A 22,830-nucleotide genomic window follows, 5' to 3' on the forward strand; every position below is an offset into this window, starting at 1 on the left:
AAATTGGTAATTGGGGCGGCTCAGCCTTCAAAGCTTATACTAAAACAGACGCCGTCCGTGGTGTTCATCACTGCATACCGGCAGCCATGCATATCTAAAATTTGCTTCGCAATGGATAATCCGAGTCCGGTTCCTCCCGTCAGACGGCTGCGTGAAGCCTCGATCCGGTAGAAGCGCTCCCAGATATGCGCCAGCTGATCCTCGGGGATTCTCTCCCCTTTATTGTGTATGGTGAACAGAAGCTTCTTAGGCTGACTCTCCAATGTAACGGTTATGGTACTGCTCTCTTCGGCATGACGGATCGCGTTGGTCAGCAGATTGCTGAGCACCTGTTCAATCCATGTAGCATCCGCATATACAGGCAATTCATTCGCCGGAATAATGACCACATCCAGCTGCTTACTCTGAAGGGAATGCACCAGTTTACCGGTCACCTTCTCGGTCATTTCGCTCAGCATGAAGGAGCTTTTGCGCAGCTTGATCGTGCCGGACTCCAGCCGGGCCAGGTCCAGCATATCTTTTACCAGGAACTCCATCTTGTCGGCCTCTTCGATAATGACTTTGATGTAATGATCCTGCTTGCCGGCGCTCACCCCATCCTCCAGACCCTCGGCGAAGCCCTTAATGATGCTAAGAGGCGTCTTGAGTTCGTGGGAGGCACTGGCAAAAAAGTCCTGCTGCATCTGCTCCAGCTTCTTCTTCTGCTCCATCTCCTCCACCAGCTGCTGATTGGTCTCCCGAAGCTCGCCCAGTGCAGTATCCAGACTTTGGGACAAGGTGAACATGCTTCTGGACAGATTGCCCAGCTCATCCCTCTGGCGGATGGAGGCATGGCCGGTGAAATCGAGCGCTACCATCCTTTTGGCCGTATTATTGAGCTTGATCAAGGGCCGGGTCACCATCTTGGAATAGAACAGCGAGAGGAGCAGAATCAGCACGAACCCGCCAAGCCCCAGGTATAAAAAGAACCAGCGCAGCGCTTCATTGGAATCCTTAACATCCTGCAGCGAGGTCACTGAGAACAACAGCTCAATCTCCCCGCTGGCCTGCTTCACGGGCAGAATCATCACGGAATTGCGGATACCGCTCCAGGGAGCCGTCCACTCTTCCTTGACCATATTCAGATGCTCCAGGCTCTCCAGCTGCCCCGTATTTAACGGGAACCAGTCCTCTACGGCCTCGAACAGGATGCCCTGGCGCGGGTTCCATATTTTCAGATCCGGCAGGACCAGCTCCGTAATCGTCCCGGTAATGCTTGTGTTGCCCAGCTCCGCCTCCTCGCCTACCGGCTGGAACCCCTGTTTGGTAATCATGAGCGGGAAAAACTGATTGCCGAGGTCATTCTCGCCAGTGACAAGCTCTCCCTGGATGGTAACCCGATCATTCTCTTTCAAATGGGCTGACCGGAGCATATCCCCGAACTGATTCATGAACAGGGACATAGGGATCACCTGGGTCTGGCCTTTATCGTCAATCAGCTTCATGCGGAACGGATCTTCCGACTTCATCCGGCCGTCCAGCTTCAGAATGACCATCTGTGTCTTGTTGCGCAGCATAAACCGGACCAGCTCGCGGGAAGTCCGGGTTCTGCCCCAGGCTTCTTTGGTGTAGCTTGTCCCGAAGCTCTTGAGATGCTTCTCCACACGGGACTCCTTCTGCGTCTGGTAGAAGCGGTCGAACAGCAGGAACTGGCTGAGGATTACCATCCCGTAAAAACAGACGAAGAAGATTACGGTCATCACGAACAGCTTGAAGGTAATGCCCCATCTTTTCATTCCTCGTCCTCGAATCTGTAGCCGGTTCCAATGACCGTGCGGATGTGGCGGGATTCATACCCCAGCTTGCTGCGCAGTTTCTTGATGTGGCTGTCCACGACCCGGGAGTCCCCCTCGAATTCAATTCCCCACACCCGGCTGAGGATGGTATCCCGCGAGACCACATGGCCCTTGTTGCGGATCAGCAGCCACAGGAGATCATACTCCTTCGGGGTAAGCTCGACATCGGCACCTTCCACCTCTAGACGGTGCGCCATGGTGTTGAAGATGGCCGAGCCGAATCTCACTACACCGGATTCTGGCTGATGTGCGCCTTCCACCCGTTTCATCAGCGCGGCAGCCCGGGCCACCAGCACCTTGGGACTGAACGGCTTGGTTACATAATCATCGGCGCCCAGCTCGAAGCCGTGTATTTTGTCGTCATCGGCGGATTTGGCGGTCAGCAGAATAATCGGGGTCGCCGATTTCTTGCGGATCTCCCGGCATACCTGAAATCCGTCCATTTTGGGCATCATAATATCCAGAATCAGCAGATCCGGCTCCAGCGAATCGAACCACAGGAGCGCGTCCTGCCCATTATCGGCTTCGCGTACCTCCCAGCCGTCCTGTATGAAATAATCCGACACCAGCTCACGGATACGCAGCTCGTCTTCGACAAGCAATAGCTTTTTGTTCAATGTACTCCCTGCTTTCAACCCGTTTATACCTCTCAGCATAGTCGAGTGTTATGTCCTTTATGTGTCCTGGGGGGAAATTGATTGAAAAATGAGTGATGGAGTATGCGAAATGTTAGCGCTCGGGTGAACGCTGCACAAACGGAACGTTGTTCCAATCGCTGTTGTGTCCAGATTTTTTCCATTCCCCTTAGCGGTGAAAATCCGGACACAAAGGCGAACGCTCCGCTTTTCCACAATCGTTCCGCCCGCTCCGCTGTTTGAGCTAAAAGTGCTACTTAGATTGAACCTCAAACATACTCAAAGAGAAAGTTTGCCACTTATCAAAAATCCGAAAGAGAAAGTAGCTCCACTGAACACAAATGTTGCAATTTTTGCAGGAACTCTGTCCGTTTTGAGCTCAGATAATGAACATTGTTGTACTTATTGTAGGAATTCGCTGCGATTCACGGCTGAGGAACACACATTGTTGTAATTAGTGCAGGATTTCCATCAGCACGGTGCTGGATCATGAACATTGTTGCATTCTGTGCAGGAATTCCCTCAGACTAATAGCGGCTGAAGCCAAAACGCAAAACAGCGATTCTCTATTGAACGGAGGATCGCTGTCTGCTATATAATCATCGTACCTTAATCGGCGTGCCTTGCTTACCCGGCTTCAAAAGCCTGCTTGAACTGGCTGTTATACAGCTCGGAATATATCCCTTGCAGCGCAAGGAGCTGGCTGTGGCTGCCCTGCTCGGCGATCTGCCCGCCCTGGATGACCAGAATCCGGTCAGCATCCTGAATGGTGCTGAGCCGGTGGGCGATCACGAAGCTGGTCCGGCCCTTCATCAGTGTCCGCATGGCCTGCTGGATATGCATCTCTGTCCGGGTATCTACACTGCTTGTAGCCTCATCCAGAATGAGGATGGCCGGATCGGCCAGAATGGCGCGGGCAATGGTCAACAGCTGACGCTGACCGTGGCTCAAGGTGGTCCCGTCCGTGCCCAGCAGCGTATCGTACCCCTGCGGCATCCGCGCAATGAAGCCGCTGACGTTGGCGAGATTAGCGGCTTCCTCCACCTCACGGTCTGTGGCCTCCAGGCGGCCGAACCGGATATTCTCGCGGATGGTTCCCGAGAAGACATGGGCGTCCTGCAGCACCATGCCGAGCTGGCGGCGCAGACCGTTTTTACCCAGCTCCCGGATATCCCTGCCGTCGATCAGCAGCTCACCGCCGCTCACTTCATAGAAGCGCGTCAGCAGGTTGACAATAGTCGTCTTCCCCGCTCCGGTCGGCCCGACCAGGGCGATAGTCTCACCCGGCTGTGCGGTGAAGCTTACCCCGTTCAGAATAGGCTCGCCCGGCTGATAGCCGAACACTACATCCCGGAAAACAACTTCCCCGCGTATCCGCTCCAGTTCCTGAGGCTGCTCCCCGCTGTACTCAGAAGGCATATCCATCACTTCAAATACGCGCTCGGCACCGGCAATTGCCGATTGGATCAGGTTATACTGGTTCGCAAGGTCGGAGATGGGCCGGCCGAACTGCTTGGCATAGTTCAGCATACTGACGATGACCCCCACGGTAACCAGCCCATGATAAGCCATCCAGCCGCCAATGCCGGCAATCAGCGCAAAGTTCAGATTGTTAATCAGGTTCATTACTGGTCCTACCAGGCCTGATACGATCTGCGCCTTAATGCTAGCTTTGTTAAGCTCGCCGCTTATTCCTCGGAATCTGGCGACCTCCGCCTGTTCTCTGCGGTATTGCTTGATCACCTTTTGGCCGCTGACCGCTTCTTCAATGAAGCCGTTCAGCTCACCCAGATGCTGCTGCTGATCCTTGAAGTAGATCCGGCTTAAGCCGGTAATCCGGCGGCTCGCCAGTACGACCAGCGGAATGGTTACCAGAGCAACTCCAGTCAACGGCACATTCAGCATCAGCATAATGACCAGAGAGCCGCTAAGTGTAATCAGACTGTTCAGCAGCTGGGTTACACTCTGATTCAGCGAGTTCGAGACGTTGTCGATGTCATTAGTTGCACGGCTCATTAGCTCACCGTTAGCATGGGTATCGAAGAAGCTGACCGGCAGCTCCTGGTATTTGGCGAACAGGTCCCGCCGTAACTCATACACCGTGCGCTGCGAGACGGAGGTCATCACATAAGCCTGAACCCAAGAGACGGCGCTGCCCAGCAGATAAATGCCGCCCAGAAGGAGACAGAACCGGACCAGCAGACTATAATCCTGCGGGAGGATCGCGGTATCAATAGCTTTTCCTAGCAGGTAGGGACCGATCAGGGCGAGAACAGCATTCAGCATCGTGAATACATAGACCATAATCAGCCCTGTCCGCTGACGGTTCAGATAGGACCAGATGCGGAGGATGGTTGCCTTGCTATTCTTCGGACGTACCTTGGGGGTTACGCCAACACGGCCGGGAGGCCCGCCGCCTAACGCTCCAGGTCCGCCGGGAGCCTGCTCCCTTTTACGTTGACTGGACATAGGGCTCCTCCTCTTCCTTCAGCTGGGAGTGACGGATGTCCCGGTAGATCTCGCTGCCTGCCATCAGCTCGGTATGCGTACCCTGTGCGGCGATCCGGCCGTTCTCCAGAATCAAGATCCGGTCGGCATCTATAATGGAAGACACCCGCTGGGCAATCATAACGACAGTAGAGTCCTGAAGCTCCGTCTTCAGCAGCAGGCGGATGCTTGCTTCGGTAACCGCATCCAGAGCGCTGGTGCTGTCATCCAGGATCAGAATGGCCGGCTTAATTAACAGCGCGCGTGCAATGGACAGACGCTGCTTTTGTCCGCCTGACAGGTTCACCCCGCGTTGTCCGAGCTGCGTGTCGTAGCCTTGCGGCATAGCTGTAATGAATCCATGCGCTTCTGCGGCTACAGCCGCCTGCTCCACTTCTTCATCTGTGGCTTCCGGCCGTCCGTAACGGATATTATCCCGGATACTGCCGCTGAACAGCAGGGACTGCTGCATTACGAAGCCGATCCGGCTCCGCAGATGCTCTAGGCTAATCTCACGGATGTCTGTTCCGTCGATCAGAACGGCACCGGACAAGACCTCATAAAATCTTGGAATCAGACTAACCAGGGTAGACTTTCCTGCTCCAGTTGCCCCCAGAATAGCGATCGTCTCCCCGGGGCTGGCTGCAAAGCTGATATCCTCCAGCACAAGATTCTCATCCGCGCGGTTATAGGCGAAGGAGACCTTGCTGAATTCAATCCGTCCGAGTGTAATGGCTGCTTGGTCCGCCGCAGGCGCTTCGGTAATTTCACTTGTGGCGGCGAAAACTTCATTCACACGGTCCCCCGATACCTTGGCCCGTGATACGAAGGCAAGCATCGTGCTCAGCATCATCATCGACATGAGCAATTGAGTAACATAGTTAATGAAGGCAATTAGTTCACCAACGGGTAGCACCCCGTTCCAGTTCTGTATGCCCCCGAACCAGAGCACGGCAATAATGCTTGCATTCAGAATCAGCATCATAAGCGGCATATTCAGCGCCATCAGGCGAATCGCCCGGATTCCGGTATCCGTATAGCCGGTATTGGCGGTATCGAAGCGCTTCTGCTCATGGTCTCCACGGACGAAGGCCTTGATTACGCGAATACCGGTGAGATTCTCCTGCAGCACGTTGCTTACCCCATCCAGCTTTTCCTGCATCCGGGCAAATAGCGGAAAAGAAAGCCGGATCAGCACAAACAGCAGGATGAACAGCAGCGGAACCGCAGCGAGCAGGATCAACGCCAAGGACGGGCTGATCCGCACCGCCATGATCAGACTGCCGATCAGCAGCAGCGGCGACCGCACGAAGCTCCGCAGAATCATCTGCACGAAGGTCTGGAGCTGCACCACATCGTTAGTCAGCCGGGTGATCAGCGAGCCGGTCTTCAGCCGGTCCAAATTGCGGTTGGAGAAGGTCTGGATATGCTCAAAAAGCTTAATCCGCAGATCATTCCCGAAATTCTGTGAGGCAATACTTGCACATATCGCACAGCCCACACCGCCGGTCATCCCGATGACAGCGATTCCGATCATAATGCCGCCTGTGGAGAGGATATGCGATAAATCATTCTTCATCAGGCCTTTATCTACAATGCTGGCCATAAGTGCAGGCTGCAGCAGGTCCATCACTACTTCAACTACCATTAACAGCGGGGCAAGCACGCTCCAGAGCGCGTATGGCTTCATGAAGCCCCTGAGCTTCCACATTCCGTTCACCTTCATCTCATCAGTCGTTGCATCCGTTCGCCTGTTTAGGGTAAATATGTGATTTTATCCGTTATTGGCGTTCTCTGCTTGGCAGCAGGTACTTCCGAGGGATAGCCTACGGCAAGCACTCCAATGACATCCTGCTCCTCAGGAACGCCTAGCACCTCACGGCCCTTGGCCGTACCACCGAGTGATGACCAGAACACACCTGCTCCTGCCTCATGGGCTGCCAGCATGAAATTCTGGATATAGCAGGATACGGCCATGATGTTCTCTTCGCGCTCCATTGTCGAAGCGGCAGACTTGGATATGACTCCAATCAACACAGGAGCACCGCCAAAATCAGTCTTATGGTTCAGCGCTGCCCGGGTCTGCGGCCCAATGAACAGCAGTTCCCACGGCTCATTCATCCGGTGGTTCGGAGCATAGCTGGCAGCTTCCAGCCAAGTATTGAGCTCCTCCTTTTTAATTGGGTCTGGCCGGAAGGCCTTAATCGTTCTTCGCGTTTGAATAGTATCGATAATAGTCATAGTTAGTCCACTCCTTCGGTTGTATTTGTATCCACATTGTTATAAGCATATCTCTTTAACACGTTAAATTACAAGGCTTTATAAGTAAAATGGAACATTATGTATATGGTGTTAATGATTTTTTATGCTGAAAGTGAATTGGCTCCTGGGCAAAACAGCCTTACCCATCTGTCCACTTTTAGCGGCATCCGGTACACGCACCCTGATGCCAGCCCATTGTGTTTGTTTTTCCGATTACATCTGGCCACCTGCCCTCTAACGAGCGCATTGTATTCGGTTTTCAGATTACATCCAGCCATCTGTCCTTTCGCGAACAGATTGTAATCGGTTTTTCGATTACATTTGCCCATCCGCCCCCTAACCAGCGCAATGTAATCGGTTTTTCGATTACATCTGGCCATCTGCCATCTCACGAGCACATTGTAATCGGTTTTTCGATTACATTTGCCCATCCGCCCTCTAACCAGCGCAATGTAATCGGTTTTTCGATTACATCTGGCCATCTGCCATCTCACGAGCACATTGTATCGGTTTTCCGCATACATTGTGCCTTCACCTACTCGCAGGAGCAAAAACAGCCCAGCAAACTCCGCTTTAGCGGAGCTTCCTGAGCTGTTCTTTTGGAGGAGTTTATCAGTTCACATGTTCATATGTTCATCTGTACTCCGTGCATCCGTTCATCCTAACCCTGCTCCAGAGCATATTTCCTCATCGTCTGCTGCTTGAAATCATCCCAGGCCGGTGTGGACAGACGGGCCTGCTGCATCAGAGGTTCAAAGGCTTGATAGAGCGCTGCAATCTCGCTGAATGAGCCATCGATCAGCTTCATGAAGGGCAGCTTTTGCACCCATCTCAACCCTTGGGCAAGCAGTGCCGGGTGCTTCTTCGCCCCGTTAACCAGGGAGGCGGGGTTGACGGGGAAGCCCAGCGCGGAGAGCACGCGGAACCCTTCATCCATTACGGCAACCGCCTGTTTCCAGCGGGCGGAGTCTTTGCTTGCTTTTGCCAAATCAAAATCATAGAGATAAATGACCGACATAACCGGGATAATGGAAACAATGTGACTCAGGAGCCAGGCGTTAATATCCAGCGAATAATCCAGCTTATACTTCGTCTTATGGAAGGCTTCTGCAAGCTTCGTCTTGAACGGAACCTCACCCTCCAGACTGCCCAGTACCATCTTGCCGCCACCGCTTACAACGATAACACGCCCGTCTTCCTCACGCGTCCCGCCGTTTATCTGGAAGCCAAACGCTATATTCTGCGGAATCCGGCTATTCTCCTTGAAGAACTGCTGCATCCCGCGGGTATCCCCGTTATTGCCGACAAGCACAATATTTTTACTTTCGTTGTCTGCCAGCGCCGGCAGCACCGCCGGGAAGTCATTGTATTTCATCACTACGAAGATCAGATCATAGACATCATCCCTCCGCAGCTCGGATATCACCTTCACCTGATCTACAGTCGTTTTGCGCTGAAAATAATGCCGGAGGACCAGTCCGTCCTGCTGCAATTGGCCCGCCCGCTTCGTTCTGGCCAGCATCGTGACCTCATTCCCGCCCCGTACCAGCACATGTGCCAAATAACTGCCTATTACCCCTGCACCCATCACTAATATTCGCATCTCGAATCCCCTCTCCGCTTCAAACAGTTGTATTTAAATAAACATCTGTTCATTATGTTAGCGGCGGGACCTCATTCGCGCAATTGCCAATGGTGCCGGGGATGTCAATTACTGAACAAACCCGTGTAAATTGTACATTAGCCGCACAGGGCCGCAGGACTGCATGCAGACAGGTTCATTCCATCATCTGCGTATGAACGGCCACGATCAGCATATCCATATGCCGGGCATGCCGCAGCAGATATTGAACGAAGCTCACCGAGAACAAGCTGCGCAGGAAGGGTCTGCGGGACTGGCCGATGATTACCTGCGTAGTGTGCATGTCATTCATCCGCTGGAGCAGATGCTTATAGAGATGCTTGCGGCTTCCCGCCTCCGTAATGTCCATTACCCCGCCTAGCCGCTCGGTCAGAGCCTTCAGCGTATCCAACCGCTTCTGCTCCTCCGCCGTCTTCATGCGGGTACAGTGCACGTAGTGAACATGCCACTCCGCCTTCAGGCGGTGTGCAATGCGGAAGCCGCGGCGGACCAGCCGTTCAGCCTGCGGCCCTGTGTCTACACAGACGAAGATAACCTCCCGTCTGCTCCATGGCCCGCGCAGGGCAGGCTCCCGCTCCCAGGCCTCCAGCCGCTCATCCACATCATCGGCAATCTCGCGCAGGGCCAGCTCGCGCAGCGCGATCAGATTGCCGATCTTGAAGAATGACTCCAGCGCCTGATTGACCTTCTCTTGCGCGTAGATCTTCCCTTCCCGCATCCGCTGCTGCAGCATCTGCGGAGTAACGTCGATCAGCTCCACCTCACTGGTCATCCGCAGGATGGCATCCGGCACCGTCTCGCGCACACGCACACCGGTTAACTGCTCCACCGCATCGTTCAAGCTCTCCAGATGCTGCACATTAACCGTGGTAATGACCGATATCCCGTTCTCCAGCAGCTTCATAACATCCTCATAACGCTTGCGGGTCACGCTTCCGGGAACATTCGTGTGGGCCAGCTCATCCACCAGCACCACCTCGGGATGGCGGGCGATTATCGCCGCTGTATCCATCTCCGTAAGCTCGGTGGACTGGTAGGCAATCCGCGCTCTAGGAATCATCGTTAACTTGCCCACCTGCTTGCGGGTTTCCTCTCGCCCATGGGTCTCCAGCAGCCCGATGACCACATCGATGCCCTTGCCCAGCAGCAGATTGCCTTCCTGGAGCATCTTGTAGGTTTTGCCTACGCCCGGGGCTGCGCCGATATACACCTTGAAGGTGCCCCGGCGGATATCCTCGATCCGCTGCTCCAGCTCCCGGCCGGTCAGCCGGTGGAACGGTTCTGCCGCCATCTTCGCTGCGGGACGGACCGGCAGAACCCGTTCTCCCTCCTGCTCGGCACGGTCAGCCATCAGGAACACATCGATATTCCGCGTCCTCCGCAGGACACGGCTGGCTATGGAGCCCTGCCACTTCTCCTGCCAGCGGCTTTTCTGCGAATGCCCCATCACAATTCGGGTGACATTGTTCTGAATGGCGTAGCGCACAAGCATGGCGGGCAGCATCCGCAGACGTATCAGCTCCACCTCCTCGAACCGGGCCTGAATCCGCTCGGTCAGCTTGCGGATGGAGCGCTTGAATACCTGCTGATCTTTGGTCAACGGATGGCCGCGCAGGAGGAAGGTAACGATAAGCAGGTCTCCGTTCAGCCGTTTGGCAATCTGCTGTCCCCTTCTAATATAGAGGGAACCATTCCAGTGATACTGTGCGGATACCAGAATCCGCTCTGTCGCGCCCGAAGGGCCGATCAGTCCCTCGGCCTCGCGGTGCTTTTCCAGGGAATCATTGACCCCTTCCGCCATCAGCCTCAGCGACACCTCACGGAGTACGCCAAGGTTGCCCCTGAGGGATAATGCCGGATGCGCGCCCTCTCCAAGCACTCCCTCCTCCAGCCGCTTGAGAATGGTCTCCGGGGACACATCGATCAGCCGTACCTCATCGGCGAGCTCTAGTGTATTGAGCGGCACAGTGCACTCCGCACGGATGCCGGTCATTTCATAGATCTGCTCGCCCACACCGGCCAGCTCATAGACATTAATAGTCGTAATTACGCTGATGCCCTGATCCATCAGATAACGGATGTCCGCAAGCCTTGTCGGGAACCGGGCCTCTTCGCGGTTGCGGTGGGCCAGACCATCGACCAGCAGCACCTCAGGATTGCGCTCCACCAGCGCTTCAAGCGGCAGATCCTTCTCCTCCTTGCCGTCCTTCAGCCAGTGAATACTGGGCACGCGCTCCAGATCGCCAAGCTGCTGAACCGTCTCCGCCCGGCCCATAGTGGAGACCGCACTAATCACTACATCGATCCCCTGATGCTTCAGCAGCTTGCCTTCCTCCAGCATATGATAGGTTTTGCCGGAGCCGCTGACCGAGCCGATGATGATCTTCAGCCGCCCCCGCTGGAGCTGGTAGATAGAATATAGAATCTCCTCAGGAGACTTGCGTTTATAGGGCGCCACGGACTCACCTTCCTTCTATTCTCACAACTCACATCTGGAGGAAGCAGTCTGTGCGGAGTCAGCTTATTTCGCTATCTCCATCAGCGCCAGATTCAGCTTCAGCACATTCACCCGTTTCTCTCCGAAAAGCCCCAGATCACGCCCTTCGGTATGCTCCTTCACCAGAGCTTCAAGGGTATCTGCCGGAATGCCGGTCAGCTTGCTGATCCGGGGAACCTGCACGAGCGCCGCAGCCGGAGAAATATGCGGATCAAGACCCGATCCGGAATTCGTAATCAGATCCACAGGGAGCTGACTTACAGGGACGCCGGGATTGTCCAGCTTCCACTGGGCAATGGAATCCTTGGTGCGTTGCAGCATATCGGGATTTGACGGCCCGTAGTTATTCGAGCCCGAAGCTTCGGCCTTGTACCCGATACTGGATACACGGCTCTGGAACATTGCCTGATTCGTGAAGCTCTGCCCGATCAGCGCAGAACCGACGACCTTCCCGGAAGCATCCTTCAGCAGGCTGCCGTTCGCCTGGGCAGGCAGCAGCACCTGGGCCAGCGCGGTGGAAGCCAGCGGATAGATCATTCCGCAGAGAATAATGAATACTATGCTTAACCTCACTGTAGTGAAGACAAAAGCTGCTGGTGAAGCGGAGACCTGCTCTCCGGTTGTCTCATGAGTAGATTGTGCCATGATGATTACGCCCTCCTTATATAGTCAATCGTCAGCCGGACCCCTAGATCCATATACTGACTAGCATATCAATCAGCTTGATGCCGGCGAATGGAACAGCGACCCCGCCCAGACCATAGATGACAATGTTGCGCGTCAGCAGCCTGGTAGAACTCATCGGCTTATAGGAGACCCCGCGCATCGCGAGCGGAATCAGCAGCGGGATGATGATGGCATTGAAGATCAGCGCCGAGATTATCGCCGAGCTTGGGGACCCCAGCCCCATGATGTTCAGGGCTTCCATCTCAGGAATAGCGAGCGTGAACATCGCCGGAATGATGGCGAAATACTTGGCAATATCGTTAGCGATGCTGAACGTGGTCAGCGCCCCGCGCGTCATAAGAAGCTGCTTCCCGATGGCTACAACCTCGATGATCTTGGACGGATCAGAATCCAGATCCACCATATTGGCCGCTTCCTTGGCAGCGGTTGTCCCGCTGTTCATCGCCAGCCCCACATCGGCCTGGGCCAGCGCGGGAGCATCGTTCGTTCCATCCCCGGTCATGGCGACCAGCTTGCCCTCGTTCTGCTCCCGGCGGATCACCGCAATCTTATCCTCCGGGGTACTCTCGGCAATGAAATCATCAACCCCGGCTTCACGGGCAATCGTGGCTGCGGTCAGCGGGTTATCCCCGGTACACATAATCGTCTTGATTCCCATGCTGCGCAGCTCGTCGAAGCGCTCCTTCATCCCTGGCTTAACCGTATCCTTCAGATAGATTAGCCCGTAGATCCGGTTATCTACAGCAACCGCGAGCGGAGTGCCGCCCAGCCGGGCAATAGCATCCGAGTTGCTGTCCAGATCAGACGGCACGGTGCCGCCCCGGGACAGCACCCACTTCTTCACGGAATCCACCGCTCCCTTGCGCACTGAGCGCCCGTCCCGCAGATCCATCCCGCTCATCCGGCTCTCCGCCTTGAACTCAATGAACTCCCCGCCGTCCGCGAGGCTGCTCTCATACTGAAGCTCCAGCTTCTTCGCCAGCTCCAGGACAGAGCGTCCTTCGGGCGTCTCATCCTTCAGCGAGCTGACCGCCGCCCAGGCGGCAAGCTCGGCTACTGATGCTTCGCCCACCGCTACGAACTCACTGGCCATCCGGTTGCCGAAGGTAATCGTCCCCGTCTTATCCAGAATCATCGTGTTGATGTCCCCGGCAGCTTCCACTGCCTTCCCGGACATCGCCAGGACGTTGAACTGCGTCACCCGGTCCATGCCCGCAATCCCGATGGCCGACAGCAGCCCGCCGATGGTGGTCGGAATCAGGCAGACGAGCAGCGCGATCATGACCGGAATCTCCAGCTTCACCCCGATATAATCCGCGATGGGACGCAGGGTAACGACGACAATCAGGAAAATAATCGTGAGGCTGATCAGCAGCGTGTTCAGGGCAATCTCATTCGGTGTCTTCTGGCGCTTCGCCCCTTCGACCAGCGAGATCATCCGGTCCAGGAACGATTCCCCCGGATCACTGGTGATCCGCACCTTGATCTGGTCGCTGACTACGCGGGTACCGCCGGTCACGGAGCCGAAGTCGCCTCCGGCTTCCTTAATGACCGGGGCCGACTCTCCGGTGATGGCCGATTCGTCTACAGAAGCCAGCCCTTCGGTTACTTCCCCGTCGCCGGGAATCAGTTCGCCTTGGCTGACGACTACGATATCGCCTTTGCGCAGCTCAGAGGCAGGTACCTGCTTGACCCCTGATCCCGCCAGCTTATTGGCGGTGATGTCCTGCTTGGTTTTTTTGAGCGAATCGGCTTGTGCCTTGCCCCGGCCCTCCGCCAGCGCTTCCGCGAAGTTAGCGAACAGCACGGTAAACAGCAGGATGAAGAACACGGTGATATTGAAGCCTACCGCATGCTCCGCATGGAAATACGCGGGCGCCAGCACCATGAGCAAGACGATAACCGTCCCGACCTCCACGACGAACATGACCGGATTCTTCATTAGCGTCACCGGGTTCAGCTTCACCAGACTATCCTTGGCAGCACTTAGCAGGATGGGACCCGTCAGCAGCTTCTTTCTGTGTACAGTACTCATTCTCTTCTCTCCCTCTCCCTACCGTAAAGTCAAATATTCTGCAACCGGACCGAGGACAATCACCGGCAGGAAGGTCAGAGCGCCGATAATCAGCACCGTACCGATCAGAATACCAGTGAACAGCCCGTTATCCGTGCGGAAGGTTCCAATGGTCTCAGGCACCGGCTTCTTGCGCAGCAGGGAACCGGCAACCGCCAGCATGGCGATCATTGAGACATACCGGCCCAGCAGCATGACCACACCGGTGGTGATATTCCAGAAGGAGGTATTATCCGCCAGCCCTTCGAAGCCCGAGCCGTTATTGGCCGCAGACGATACGTATTCATACAGCACCTGGGTCATCCCGTGGAAGCCGGGGTTACTGATACTTCCTTTACCGAGCTCCGTCAGAAAAGCAGCCGCCGTCGGCACCAGAATAATCAGCGGATGAATCAGAATCGCGATGGCGATCAGCTTCATCTCCCGCGCTTCAATCTTGCGGCCCAGGAACTCCGGCGTCCGGCCCACCATCAGCCCGCAGAGGAACACGCCGAGGATCGCATACATAAGCATATTGATCAGCCCGACCCCTTTGCCGCCGAATACATTATTCAGCATCATGAGGGTCAGCGGGGTAATACTGCCGAGCGGCGTCAGCGTATCATGCATATTGTTCACACTGCCGGTGGTGGCCGCCGTTGTAACGGTGGTGAACAGCGCCGACTGTGCGATGCCGAACCGAACCTCTTTTCCCTCCATACTGCCCTGTGAAGCATCTATCCCCATGGCGTTAATCGCCGGGTTGCCCGCCCTTTCCGCAGCGTAATTCACTCCCAGCAATACCACGAACAGCGTCATCATCGCGCCAAAAATCATCCAGCCCTGCCGCTTGTTCCCGGCGAACTTCCCGTACATATACGGCAGAGACGCGGGCAGCAGCCACATGGAGAGGATCTCCAGCACATTGCTCAGCGGACCCGGATTCTCAAAAGGATGGGCAGAGTTAGCTCCGAAGAAGCCCCCGCCGTTCGTCCCGATATGCTTAATGGACTCCAGGGAGGCCACCGGACCGATAGCAATCTGCTGGGTCTGCCCTTCAAGCGTGGTGACTTCCAGCGTAGGTTTCAGAGTCTGCGGCACATGAAGCGCTACAAGCGCCAGTGTTACAAGCAGTGCCAGTGGAATGAAGATCCGGATATGCGCTTTGACGAAGTCCTCGAAGAAGTTCCCCACCGAGGTGCGTCCCGTAATCCCTCTGACAAAAGCAACCGCGACCGAGAAGCCGCTGGCGGCCGAGGTGAACATCAGCATCGTCATGACCGCCATCTGTGAGAAGTAGGACACGCCGCTCTCCCCGCTGTAATGCTGGAGGTTCGTATTGGTCATGAAGCTGATTACCGTATTGAAGGTGAGCGTCTCTTCCATATTGCCGATCCCGTTCGGGTTGAGCGGAAGCCCCTTTTGCAGCCGCAGAAAGAGATAACTGAATACCACCAATACAATGTTCGTTACAATGAAGCTGAGCGCATATTTCTTCCAGGACATCCCGCCCCGCTGCTTCAGCCCGATCAGACGATAAATTCCTTTCTCCGCGGCACCAAACACCCGGTCTGTCCGGTTCGGTTCATTTGAGAATACATGATATAGATAAGTGCCCACCGGCTTCACCAGCAGTACGAGTATTAAGATGACGACTACAATCTGCACAATCCCCACGGATGGCCCTCCTTTTAATATAACTATCATTTTCAGTCTTTGTCTTTCTTCTGCCCTACCCCTTCCTGTACAAGCTGAATTTGGAATTGATCTTTATGGATAGAGTGCCGGAGGGGAAATTTGGAACTGTAGGAGCGGTAGCGACCGCCTTTGTCTCCGGATTTCATCCGCAATTAGCGGTACAAACCAAGAAATCTGGAGACAACAGCGGCCGGAAGTCCAAATGTTCTCCGCAGGCACGGATGATCCATAACTTAGATTCTCACTCAGCTTGAACAGCCCCACCTTAGAATTTTTCAGGATGAATCAAAGCATAGCCCAAATACAGAAACAGCAGCACAGTAGCTGCGAGGACAACTGCCATTACTCCGTCCCCCCTTGCTCATCGGTCACACGGCTGCACCATTGTACAAACGCATAGAATACCGTGAATATCGCTGCCAGCATTGCCGTCATATACACATCCATCATCGTCTTTGCCACTCCTCACCTTAAGGTAATCTCTCTCTTGTAACTTCCGGTCTAGCGTATCATTTCTCCCATTAGTTCAGGGTAAGGGTTTCCTCAGGCGCATTAAGATTGCATTAAGACTTCAGGAGAGGCGGTAAATCTCTTCACCCAGCACCCTGTTGACCGCCCCGATAAAAGCACCATAGCCTCCGTCCGCCTCCATCCGGTGCGGGAGCGCCCAGGCAAGGATCACTTCCGTCTCCTGACGATCGAACTCGAAGCTGGTCACAAGCAGCTCACTGACCTCACGGGCCGAAGCCCCGCAGGCAAACTGGTATGCGGCAGCGTACACCCCGCTATTCTCATAGATGCAGTCTTGCAGCAGACAGATCCGGTCATAATGCCGCTTGATCAGCACCAGCAGCCCCGTCAGCACCGTCACCCATCCAATATTTCTCAGCCACACATCCATCTCCAAGCCTTCTCTCCAGTAGGTTAACTTCAGAATTCAGCGTACCACTCCCGCCATTAGTTCAGGATTAGGGTTTGGTTCTACAGATTAAGATTACGTTAAAATACCGCCGGAACGCCGCTCCAGCCGCGCTTGCACCATCCGCAGGAACGTCAAAAAAACCATGCCCGCACAGGCATGGTTAGGAACACTATGAAACACGCTATACGGCTTCCGCAAGCCGGTTCAAATCACTCGGCTGTCGTCCCCCGCCTGCAGCATCCGGTAGCCCACACCGATATGGGTCTGGATCACCTTGGGCTGGGAAGGGCTGCGCTCAATCTTCTTGCGGAGCGTAGCCATGAATACACGGAGCGCCGGAATGTCGTACGAAGGACTGCCCCAGATTTCATGCAGGATATAATTATGGGTCAGGACCTTGCCCACATTCTTCGCCAGCAGACACAGCAGCTTATACTCAATCGGCGTCAGGTGGATCTCGTCACCCTCCAGCCAGACACAGCCTGCCGCATAGTCAATCCGCAGATTGCCGTTCGCAAAAAAGGGCGAATCCTTCATCAGCTTCTCACCGTCCCCCCGGATTCGCCGCAGACTGACCCGCAGCCGGGCGAGCAGCTCCTCCACGCTGAAGGGCTTGGTCAGATAGTCATCGGCTCCGGCATCCAGCGCTTCAATCTTGTCGCGGTCCTCACTGCGGGCACTGACCACGATGATCGGAAGGTTCGACCACGCCCGGACCTTCCGGATAATATCCACCCCGTCCATATCGGGCAGACCGAGGTCCAGGATCATAAGATCCGGTTGACTGGATACCGCCTCCAGGATGGAAGCCTCCCCCGTCTCTGCGGTATGGTATTTATAGCCCTGAGTCTCCAGAGTTGTGGTAATCAGCTTGCGGATCGGCTTGTCGTCTTCGACAACCAGAATCATGGGTTTATTCATGGACATTCACCTCCTCTGCCAGCAGGGTGAAGCGGAAGACCGTTCCCTGCGGTGCATGATCTTGTACTTCAATATGCCCGCCATGGGCATGAATAATTGATTTGCAGAGCGCAAGACCCAGACCCAGCCCGCGCCTGCCGTCTCCCCGCACGTTATCCGCCGTATAGAACATCTCGAATACCTTGGCCTTCGCTTCTGCGGCTATTCCCGATCCGTCGTCCGCAACCTCGACCACAACAAGCCCCATCTCCTGTCTGGCGGATAGGGTAATATGTGAACCCGACCCGCTATACTTAATCGCATTATCCACCAGGTTGATGATCACCTGAATGATCAGCCGGGAATCCATCCTTGCCATGAGCAGCTCATCTTCCAGCACCACCCGGATCACATGATCCTCCTTGTTGCGGTTCACATGCAGCAGCGCTTCCGCGATGACTTCCTCCAGCAGCTCCGCCTGAAAATTCAAATGAAGCGCACCATTATCGATTCGGGTAATCGAAAGCAGATTCTCCACCAGATTGATCAGCCAGATCGAATCGTCATAGATATCGCTGTACAGCTCCTGCTTCTGCTCCTCGCTCAGCACCGCCGAGTTGCCGATCAGGATGCCCGCATTGCCGGAAATACTGGTAAGCGGCGTGCGCAGATCATGCGAGATGCCGCGCAGCAGATTGGCGCGCAGCTGCTCCTGCCGGATTTGCAGGGAGCTTTCCTTTTGCAGCTCGTTCAGCTTGTCTTTCTCCAGAGCGAGGGCGCATTCGCCAAGCATAGCGATCATGAGACTTGACTCGAACACCTCCAGCGGTTCTTCCTGCTGCATCACAATTCCCGCCACCGCAAACACCGTATCGCCGCTCCGCACCGCATGATACAGACATTGGGCTGCCGAAAAGGTATCGGTAGACGCTCCGGCCCGTTTATTGTTCCGCAGCACCCATTCCGCTACCTCGCGCTCCGCTTCCAGCGTATCTCTTTGAGCGACAATTGTACTCCCATCCTTGCCGTACAGCAGCGGCTCCGAGAGTCCATCGCCCTCCACCTCATAGATGATGATGCTCCGGTCCAGCAGCTTGAGCATTTGCAGCGCGGTCTCGCTCAGGATGGCGGGCGTATCTTTGGCCTGCTGCAGCTTCCGGCTGGTCTCCAGGAGCACCTCGGTGCGGTAGGCTTTTTGCGCTGATTCTCTGGCCTGCTCCTTCACCCGCAGCGTTAACGTACTGGTGATGAACGAGGCGGCCAGCATCACGAGGAAGGTCACCGGATACCCGGAATCATAGGCCTGAAGCGAGAAATAAGGCTCGGTGAAAAAATAGTTAAAGACCAGCACGCTCAAAATCGACGTCACCGCGCTGTACAGCCGTCCTTTTGTAACCATCGCATCCAATAGAACACCCAGAATATAGACGGTGATAATGTTCGCTTCACTGAAGCCGAGCACCTTGAACCACAGCCCGATGATCGTGCAGACCAGCAGAATCCCCAGGGTTTTGCCTGTATCAGCCAGCGAGAGTAACGGAGGTCTGGCATACTGCGGGATTTTGGATTGCAAGGCAGACTCTTGATCCGGGATAATATAGACGTCGATATTCGGGGCAGCAGCCGTCAGTTTATCTACGAAGTTCGAAGCGATTGGCCAATGGCTGCGATTCTGCGACCGGCCCAGGATGATTTTGGAGACCCGGCTGGTTCGGGCATATTCGGCGATCTGCCCCGGCACATCCTCCCCGTATACCGTGGCAACCTGCGCACCAAGCTGTTCGGCCAGACGCAGATTCTCCCGCAGCTCCGACTTGTTCCTCACCGTTAACTCTTTCGTTCTTGAGGTCTCCACGTAGAGAGCAGTGAATTCCCCCTGTAGGGCTTCGGCCATTCTTGCCGCAGTGCGGATGACCTTCTTATTGGATATTGCCGACGACAGACAGACCAGGATATGCTCTCTGCTGTACAAGCCGGCTTCCACTGCCCGTTCCCCTAACCTGCCCTCATAACGTTTGATTTGATCCGCCCTGTACCGTAGAGCCAATTCCCGCAAAGCGCTCAGCTTCTGGGGAGTGTACAGATCACCGGCCTCCTGCCGGAGCTGCTCCGTGGAATAGATTCGCCCCTCATGCAGACGCTCCAGCCAAATGTCCGGACTGATATCAATGAACTCGACCTGGTCCGCACGTTCGAACACACTGTCGGGAATACGCGCTGGCTCAGCCATTCCGGTCATGGATGCTACAACATCGGTCATACTTTCCAGCTGTTCTATACTAACCGTAGTGTAGACATCTATTCCCGCGCGCAGCAGCTCCTCCACATCCTGAACCCGCCGCTTGTGACGTACGCCCGGAGCATTGATGTGGGCCAGTTCATCCAGCAGAATCAGGTCCGGCCTCCTGCGGATCGCCTGGTCCAGATCAAATTCCGGCACGATGGTCCCGTTTACAGGAATGTCCAGCGGCGGCATCAGCTCCAGTCCATTAATAAGCTCCGCATTATCTGCTCTGTCATGGGCTTCAATGTAGCCCGCCAGCACCTGCTGGCCGTTCTTCTGCTCCGCATGGGCAGCCTCCAGCATCGCCCGGGTCTTTCCTGCCCCCGGCACATATCCGAAGAATATCCTCAGCCTGCCCCGCCGCTTCTTCGCTGTATTTTCCCCTATCATCTGAAGGTTTCCTTCCCTCTAAGCCCATCTATAGACCAGCCATTGTACACTGTAGCGTTAGTATAGCATGTGCATAATCAGCATAGTATTACGGATTCGGCTGTGGCATTAAGATTGTATTAAGATTAAGATGACAGTCCATTCAGCAGCGCTGTATCACATTGCCCGTACGCATTACTCCCCGCCGCAACCACTGTGCCATCCTTCTTAAGACCGAGCGTATGGGTGCAGCCTGCCGCAATGGCAACAATATCCGTCCAGCCGCTCACCTCGCATTGTCCGTAATCATTCCAGCCTGCAGCCGTCACTGTGCCGTCCAATTGAAGGCCTACCGTATGATGGCTGCCAGCCGCGATGGCTTTAATCTTGCGCCAGCCGCCTACTTCACTTTGTCCGCGCTTATTCAGACCTGTAGCTACTACTGTGCCGTCTGCTCTAAGTCCGGTCGTATGAAGATAACCCGCTGATATCATCGTCAGCTCCTGCCAGCCATTCACATTCCGCTGCCCATAGCGGTTGTTCCCCGCTGTAATAGCCGTACCATCGGCCTTAAGTCCAACCGTGTGCCAGTCTCCTGCTGTAACCGCAACGATATCCGCCCAGCCACTGACTTCACATTGACCTTCGTTGTTTCTTCCCGCCGCAACCACCGTTCCGTCTGCCTTCAGCCCGACCGTACGCCGCCAGCCGGCCGCAACCGCAACGATATCGTGCCAATCGCCCACGTTGCATTGATCATGCTTATTCCAGCCGGCCGCGATGACCGTTCCGTCCGGCCTTAGGCCTACTGTATGCGAATTCCCTGTATGAGCATTGCCTGCTGCAACCGCGGCCATATCACGCCAGCCGCTTACCTCGCATTGCCCGTATGTATTTTCGCCGCAAGCCCGCACGGTTCCGTCCGGCAAGAGCAGAACGGAATGGCGGTATCCCGCCGCGATGGCGGATAATGAGTCGGTATGCATATGCATTGCTCCTTTGGGTTCTTTTTCGTATAAGGATCTCATTGGTATAGCTAGTATTGCAAAATATTTGTTACATTTCAACGCCCTTGTGAAGGGCATTCTCTATGGCCTTGAGATAGGCTTTGCTTGTAAGCGTCGCACCGCTGATGCTGTCTACCTGAAGCGATTGAGCCTGGATCACTCTGTCGAACAATTCATCTGCAGACGCCACAGACTGATTCTCAGCATGCTCCAGGAGCTGGATCGCTGTAACTTTGTGCGCCGTGACGGTAACCAGCACCTTATTCGCCCTCCATTTATACCTTCCGCCAGCATATTCACCTGTATACTCACCTGCATGCAGCTTGTTGAAGTTCACTTGATCAATCTCTACATTCCGCGCTTCACGGCGCTCTTTCTCTGTATAGAGCAAGGCCGCGCCTGAACCGATTAGTCCCACGAGAATCGCGGTTAGGCACAGCAGCAGCAGGTTGCGTTTCCACTTCTTTTTCATGTTGACCCTCCTTCTTAACCCTCCTCTCAACCCCACTCTTAACCCTCCTCGTCGTGAATGAATATATTTGTGTTCATTCATCATTAAGCGCGTTTAGCCATTCTTTTACCGATTCTGTCGAACAGATGTCCGGCCAAGCTCTTGACAGGACTGAGTGAGACCGGATAATAATACGCCGCTTCAAACCAGCCGTTAGCCCGGTAATGCCGGTAATCCTTCGACCGCTCATCCAGCATATGCTGAATACTGGTCCGGGACAGCCGGAACATCAGCAAGCGGAACAATGTGGGAGTCGGCGGTGCCGGACGCATCAGTCCTTTGTAGAAGCGGGCCGCAGACTTGCGGATTCTCACTGCATTTTTCTGCGCGGCTGCTGTGGTCACTGGCTCCATCGTACTAAGCACACACCCTTTGGTAACCTGGAAACCCAGATTCTCTCCCATACGGCTAAGATATTTGACAATCGCATTCCCGCCGTGAATCCCCTGATTGACGATCGACGTATAGGTCTTGCCGAAGAACTGCGGCCGATGGAACACATACGCCAGCCGGTCCAGCAGATTCTTCATGGAAGCCGATACATGGAAGGCATAATTCGGAGTGGCCATAATAACGCCGTCGGAAAGCTCCATCTTCCCGATCAGCACATCCCGGTCATCTTTGAGCGGACAATATTCTTCGCCCTTACTGAAACAGGTTTTGCAGCCCCGGCAGAACTCCAACCTATAGTCCTTGAGGAAAATGTATTCAAACTCAATCTCCCCGAAGGTTCGTAGCTGTGCTTCAAACTCACGGACCGCTCTGTACGTATTGTTCTTTTGCTGATTGCCGATAATTGCGATGACCTTCTTCATGATTGTCCCTCCAGAATAGAATACAAAATAGTGACTTCACTTGATACTTGAGCAGCTCATGAATGAATATTTTATAATTCATTCATGATGTATATTAACATAGATATGCGCTGTTGTCTGTACGGACACGGCTTGATTTTGAACGATTGGTGAAGAAGCTTCCGGGCCAAAAGAAAGAAGCCACAAGCAGCAATTCGCTCATGGCCTCCTGATCCTTGTTTTCTAA

General features: G+C 54.7%; 17 protein-coding genes. All 17 read right to left on the reverse strand.

Annotated features, from left to right (window positions below):
* Window positions 1–20: 20 nt before the first annotated feature.
* On the reverse strand, window positions 21–1,775 hold the full coding sequence (locus tag NSS64_RS13090) for a sensor histidine kinase (protein WP_341140392.1): 1,755 nt from the start codon (window positions 1,773–1,775) through the stop codon (window positions 21–23).
* Window positions 1,772–2,452, reverse strand: a complete 681-nt coding sequence (locus tag NSS64_RS13095; RefSeq protein ID WP_076075658.1) for a response regulator transcription factor — start codon at window positions 2,450–2,452, stop codon at window positions 1,772–1,774. Before NSS64_RS13095 ends, NSS64_RS13090 begins: the two co-directional genes overlap by 4 nt.
* A 645-nt stretch (window positions 2,453–3,097) precedes the next feature.
* Window positions 3,098–4,939, reverse strand: coding sequence for an ABC transporter ATP-binding protein (locus tag NSS64_RS13100; protein WP_340992855.1), 1,842 nt, complete (start codon window positions 4,937–4,939; stop codon window positions 3,098–3,100).
* Window positions 4,923–6,668, reverse strand: a complete 1,746-nt coding sequence (locus tag NSS64_RS13105) for an ABC transporter ATP-binding protein (protein ID WP_341140393.1) — start codon at window positions 6,666–6,668, stop codon at window positions 4,923–4,925. Before NSS64_RS13105 ends, NSS64_RS13100 begins: the two co-directional genes overlap by 17 nt.
* Window positions 6,669–6,712: 44 nt before the next feature.
* Window positions 6,713–7,198 (reverse strand): nitroreductase family protein, encoded by a 486-nt coding sequence (locus NSS64_RS13110; RefSeq protein WP_341140394.1) that lies wholly within the window; start codon window positions 7,196–7,198, stop codon window positions 6,713–6,715.
* 682 nt (window positions 7,199–7,880) lie between these two features.
* Complete coding sequence (locus NSS64_RS13115) at window positions 7,881–8,822, reverse strand: ketopantoate reductase family protein (RefSeq protein WP_341140395.1); 942 nt, start codon at window positions 8,820–8,822, stop codon at window positions 7,881–7,883.
* A gap of 175 nt (window positions 8,823–8,997) precedes the next feature.
* Window positions 8,998–11,319: a universal stress protein gene (locus NSS64_RS13120; RefSeq protein WP_341140396.1), complete on the reverse strand. Its 2,322-nt coding sequence runs from the start codon at window positions 11,317–11,319 to the stop codon at window positions 8,998–9,000.
* Between the two features lie 63 nt (window positions 11,320–11,382).
* Window positions 11,383–12,003, reverse strand: a complete 621-nt coding sequence (gene kdpC, locus NSS64_RS13125; RefSeq protein ID WP_341140397.1) for a potassium-transporting ATPase subunit KdpC — start codon at window positions 12,001–12,003, stop codon at window positions 11,383–11,385.
* Between the two features lie 43 nt (window positions 12,004–12,046).
* Entirely contained in the window at window positions 12,047–14,080 is a 2,034-nt protein-coding gene (kdpB, locus tag NSS64_RS13130; protein ID WP_341140398.1) for a potassium-transporting ATPase subunit KdpB, read from the reverse strand.
* An 18-nt stretch (window positions 14,081–14,098) separates the two neighbouring features.
* Window positions 14,099–15,775, reverse strand: coding sequence for a potassium-transporting ATPase subunit KdpA (gene kdpA, locus NSS64_RS13135; protein WP_339256615.1), 1,677 nt, complete (start codon window positions 15,773–15,775; stop codon window positions 14,099–14,101).
* A 286-nt stretch (window positions 15,776–16,061) separates the two neighbouring features.
* Window positions 16,062–16,139: a potassium-transporting ATPase subunit F gene (locus tag NSS64_RS32755; protein WP_076075801.1), complete on the reverse strand. Its 78-nt coding sequence runs from the start codon at window positions 16,137–16,139 to the stop codon at window positions 16,062–16,064.
* Between the two features lie 228 nt (window positions 16,140–16,367).
* On the reverse strand, window positions 16,368–16,697 hold the full coding sequence (locus NSS64_RS13140) for a hypothetical protein (protein WP_339256613.1): 330 nt from the start codon (window positions 16,695–16,697) through the stop codon (window positions 16,368–16,370).
* A gap of 225 nt (window positions 16,698–16,922) precedes the next feature.
* Complete coding sequence (locus tag NSS64_RS13145; RefSeq protein WP_341140399.1) at window positions 16,923–17,639, reverse strand: response regulator transcription factor; 717 nt, start codon at window positions 17,637–17,639, stop codon at window positions 16,923–16,925.
* The gene (locus NSS64_RS13150; protein WP_341140400.1) at window positions 17,632–20,292 is read right to left on the reverse strand and encodes a sensor histidine kinase KdpD; all 2,661 of its coding nucleotides are present in this window, start codon (window positions 20,290–20,292) and stop codon (window positions 17,632–17,634) included. Before NSS64_RS13150 ends, NSS64_RS13145 begins: the two co-directional genes overlap by 8 nt.
* Before the next feature lie 125 nt (window positions 20,293–20,417).
* Complete coding sequence (locus NSS64_RS13155) at window positions 20,418–21,257, reverse strand: RCC1 domain-containing protein (RefSeq protein ID WP_341140401.1); 840 nt, start codon at window positions 21,255–21,257, stop codon at window positions 20,418–20,420.
* Between the two features lie 70 nt (window positions 21,258–21,327).
* The gene (locus NSS64_RS13160; protein WP_341140402.1) at window positions 21,328–21,750 is read right to left on the reverse strand and encodes an FMN-binding protein; all 423 of its coding nucleotides are present in this window, start codon (window positions 21,748–21,750) and stop codon (window positions 21,328–21,330) included.
* Window positions 21,751–21,833: 83 nt separating this feature from the next.
* Complete coding sequence (locus tag NSS64_RS13165; protein WP_341140403.1) at window positions 21,834–22,604, reverse strand: flavodoxin family protein; 771 nt, start codon at window positions 22,602–22,604, stop codon at window positions 21,834–21,836.
* Between the last annotated feature and the right edge of the window lie 226 nt (window positions 22,605–22,830).

Origin of the sequence: Paenibacillus sp. FSL H8-0122, assembly GCF_038005345.1 — a bacterium.
GTDB lineage: Bacteria > Bacillota > Bacilli > Paenibacillales > Paenibacillaceae > Paenibacillus_AQ.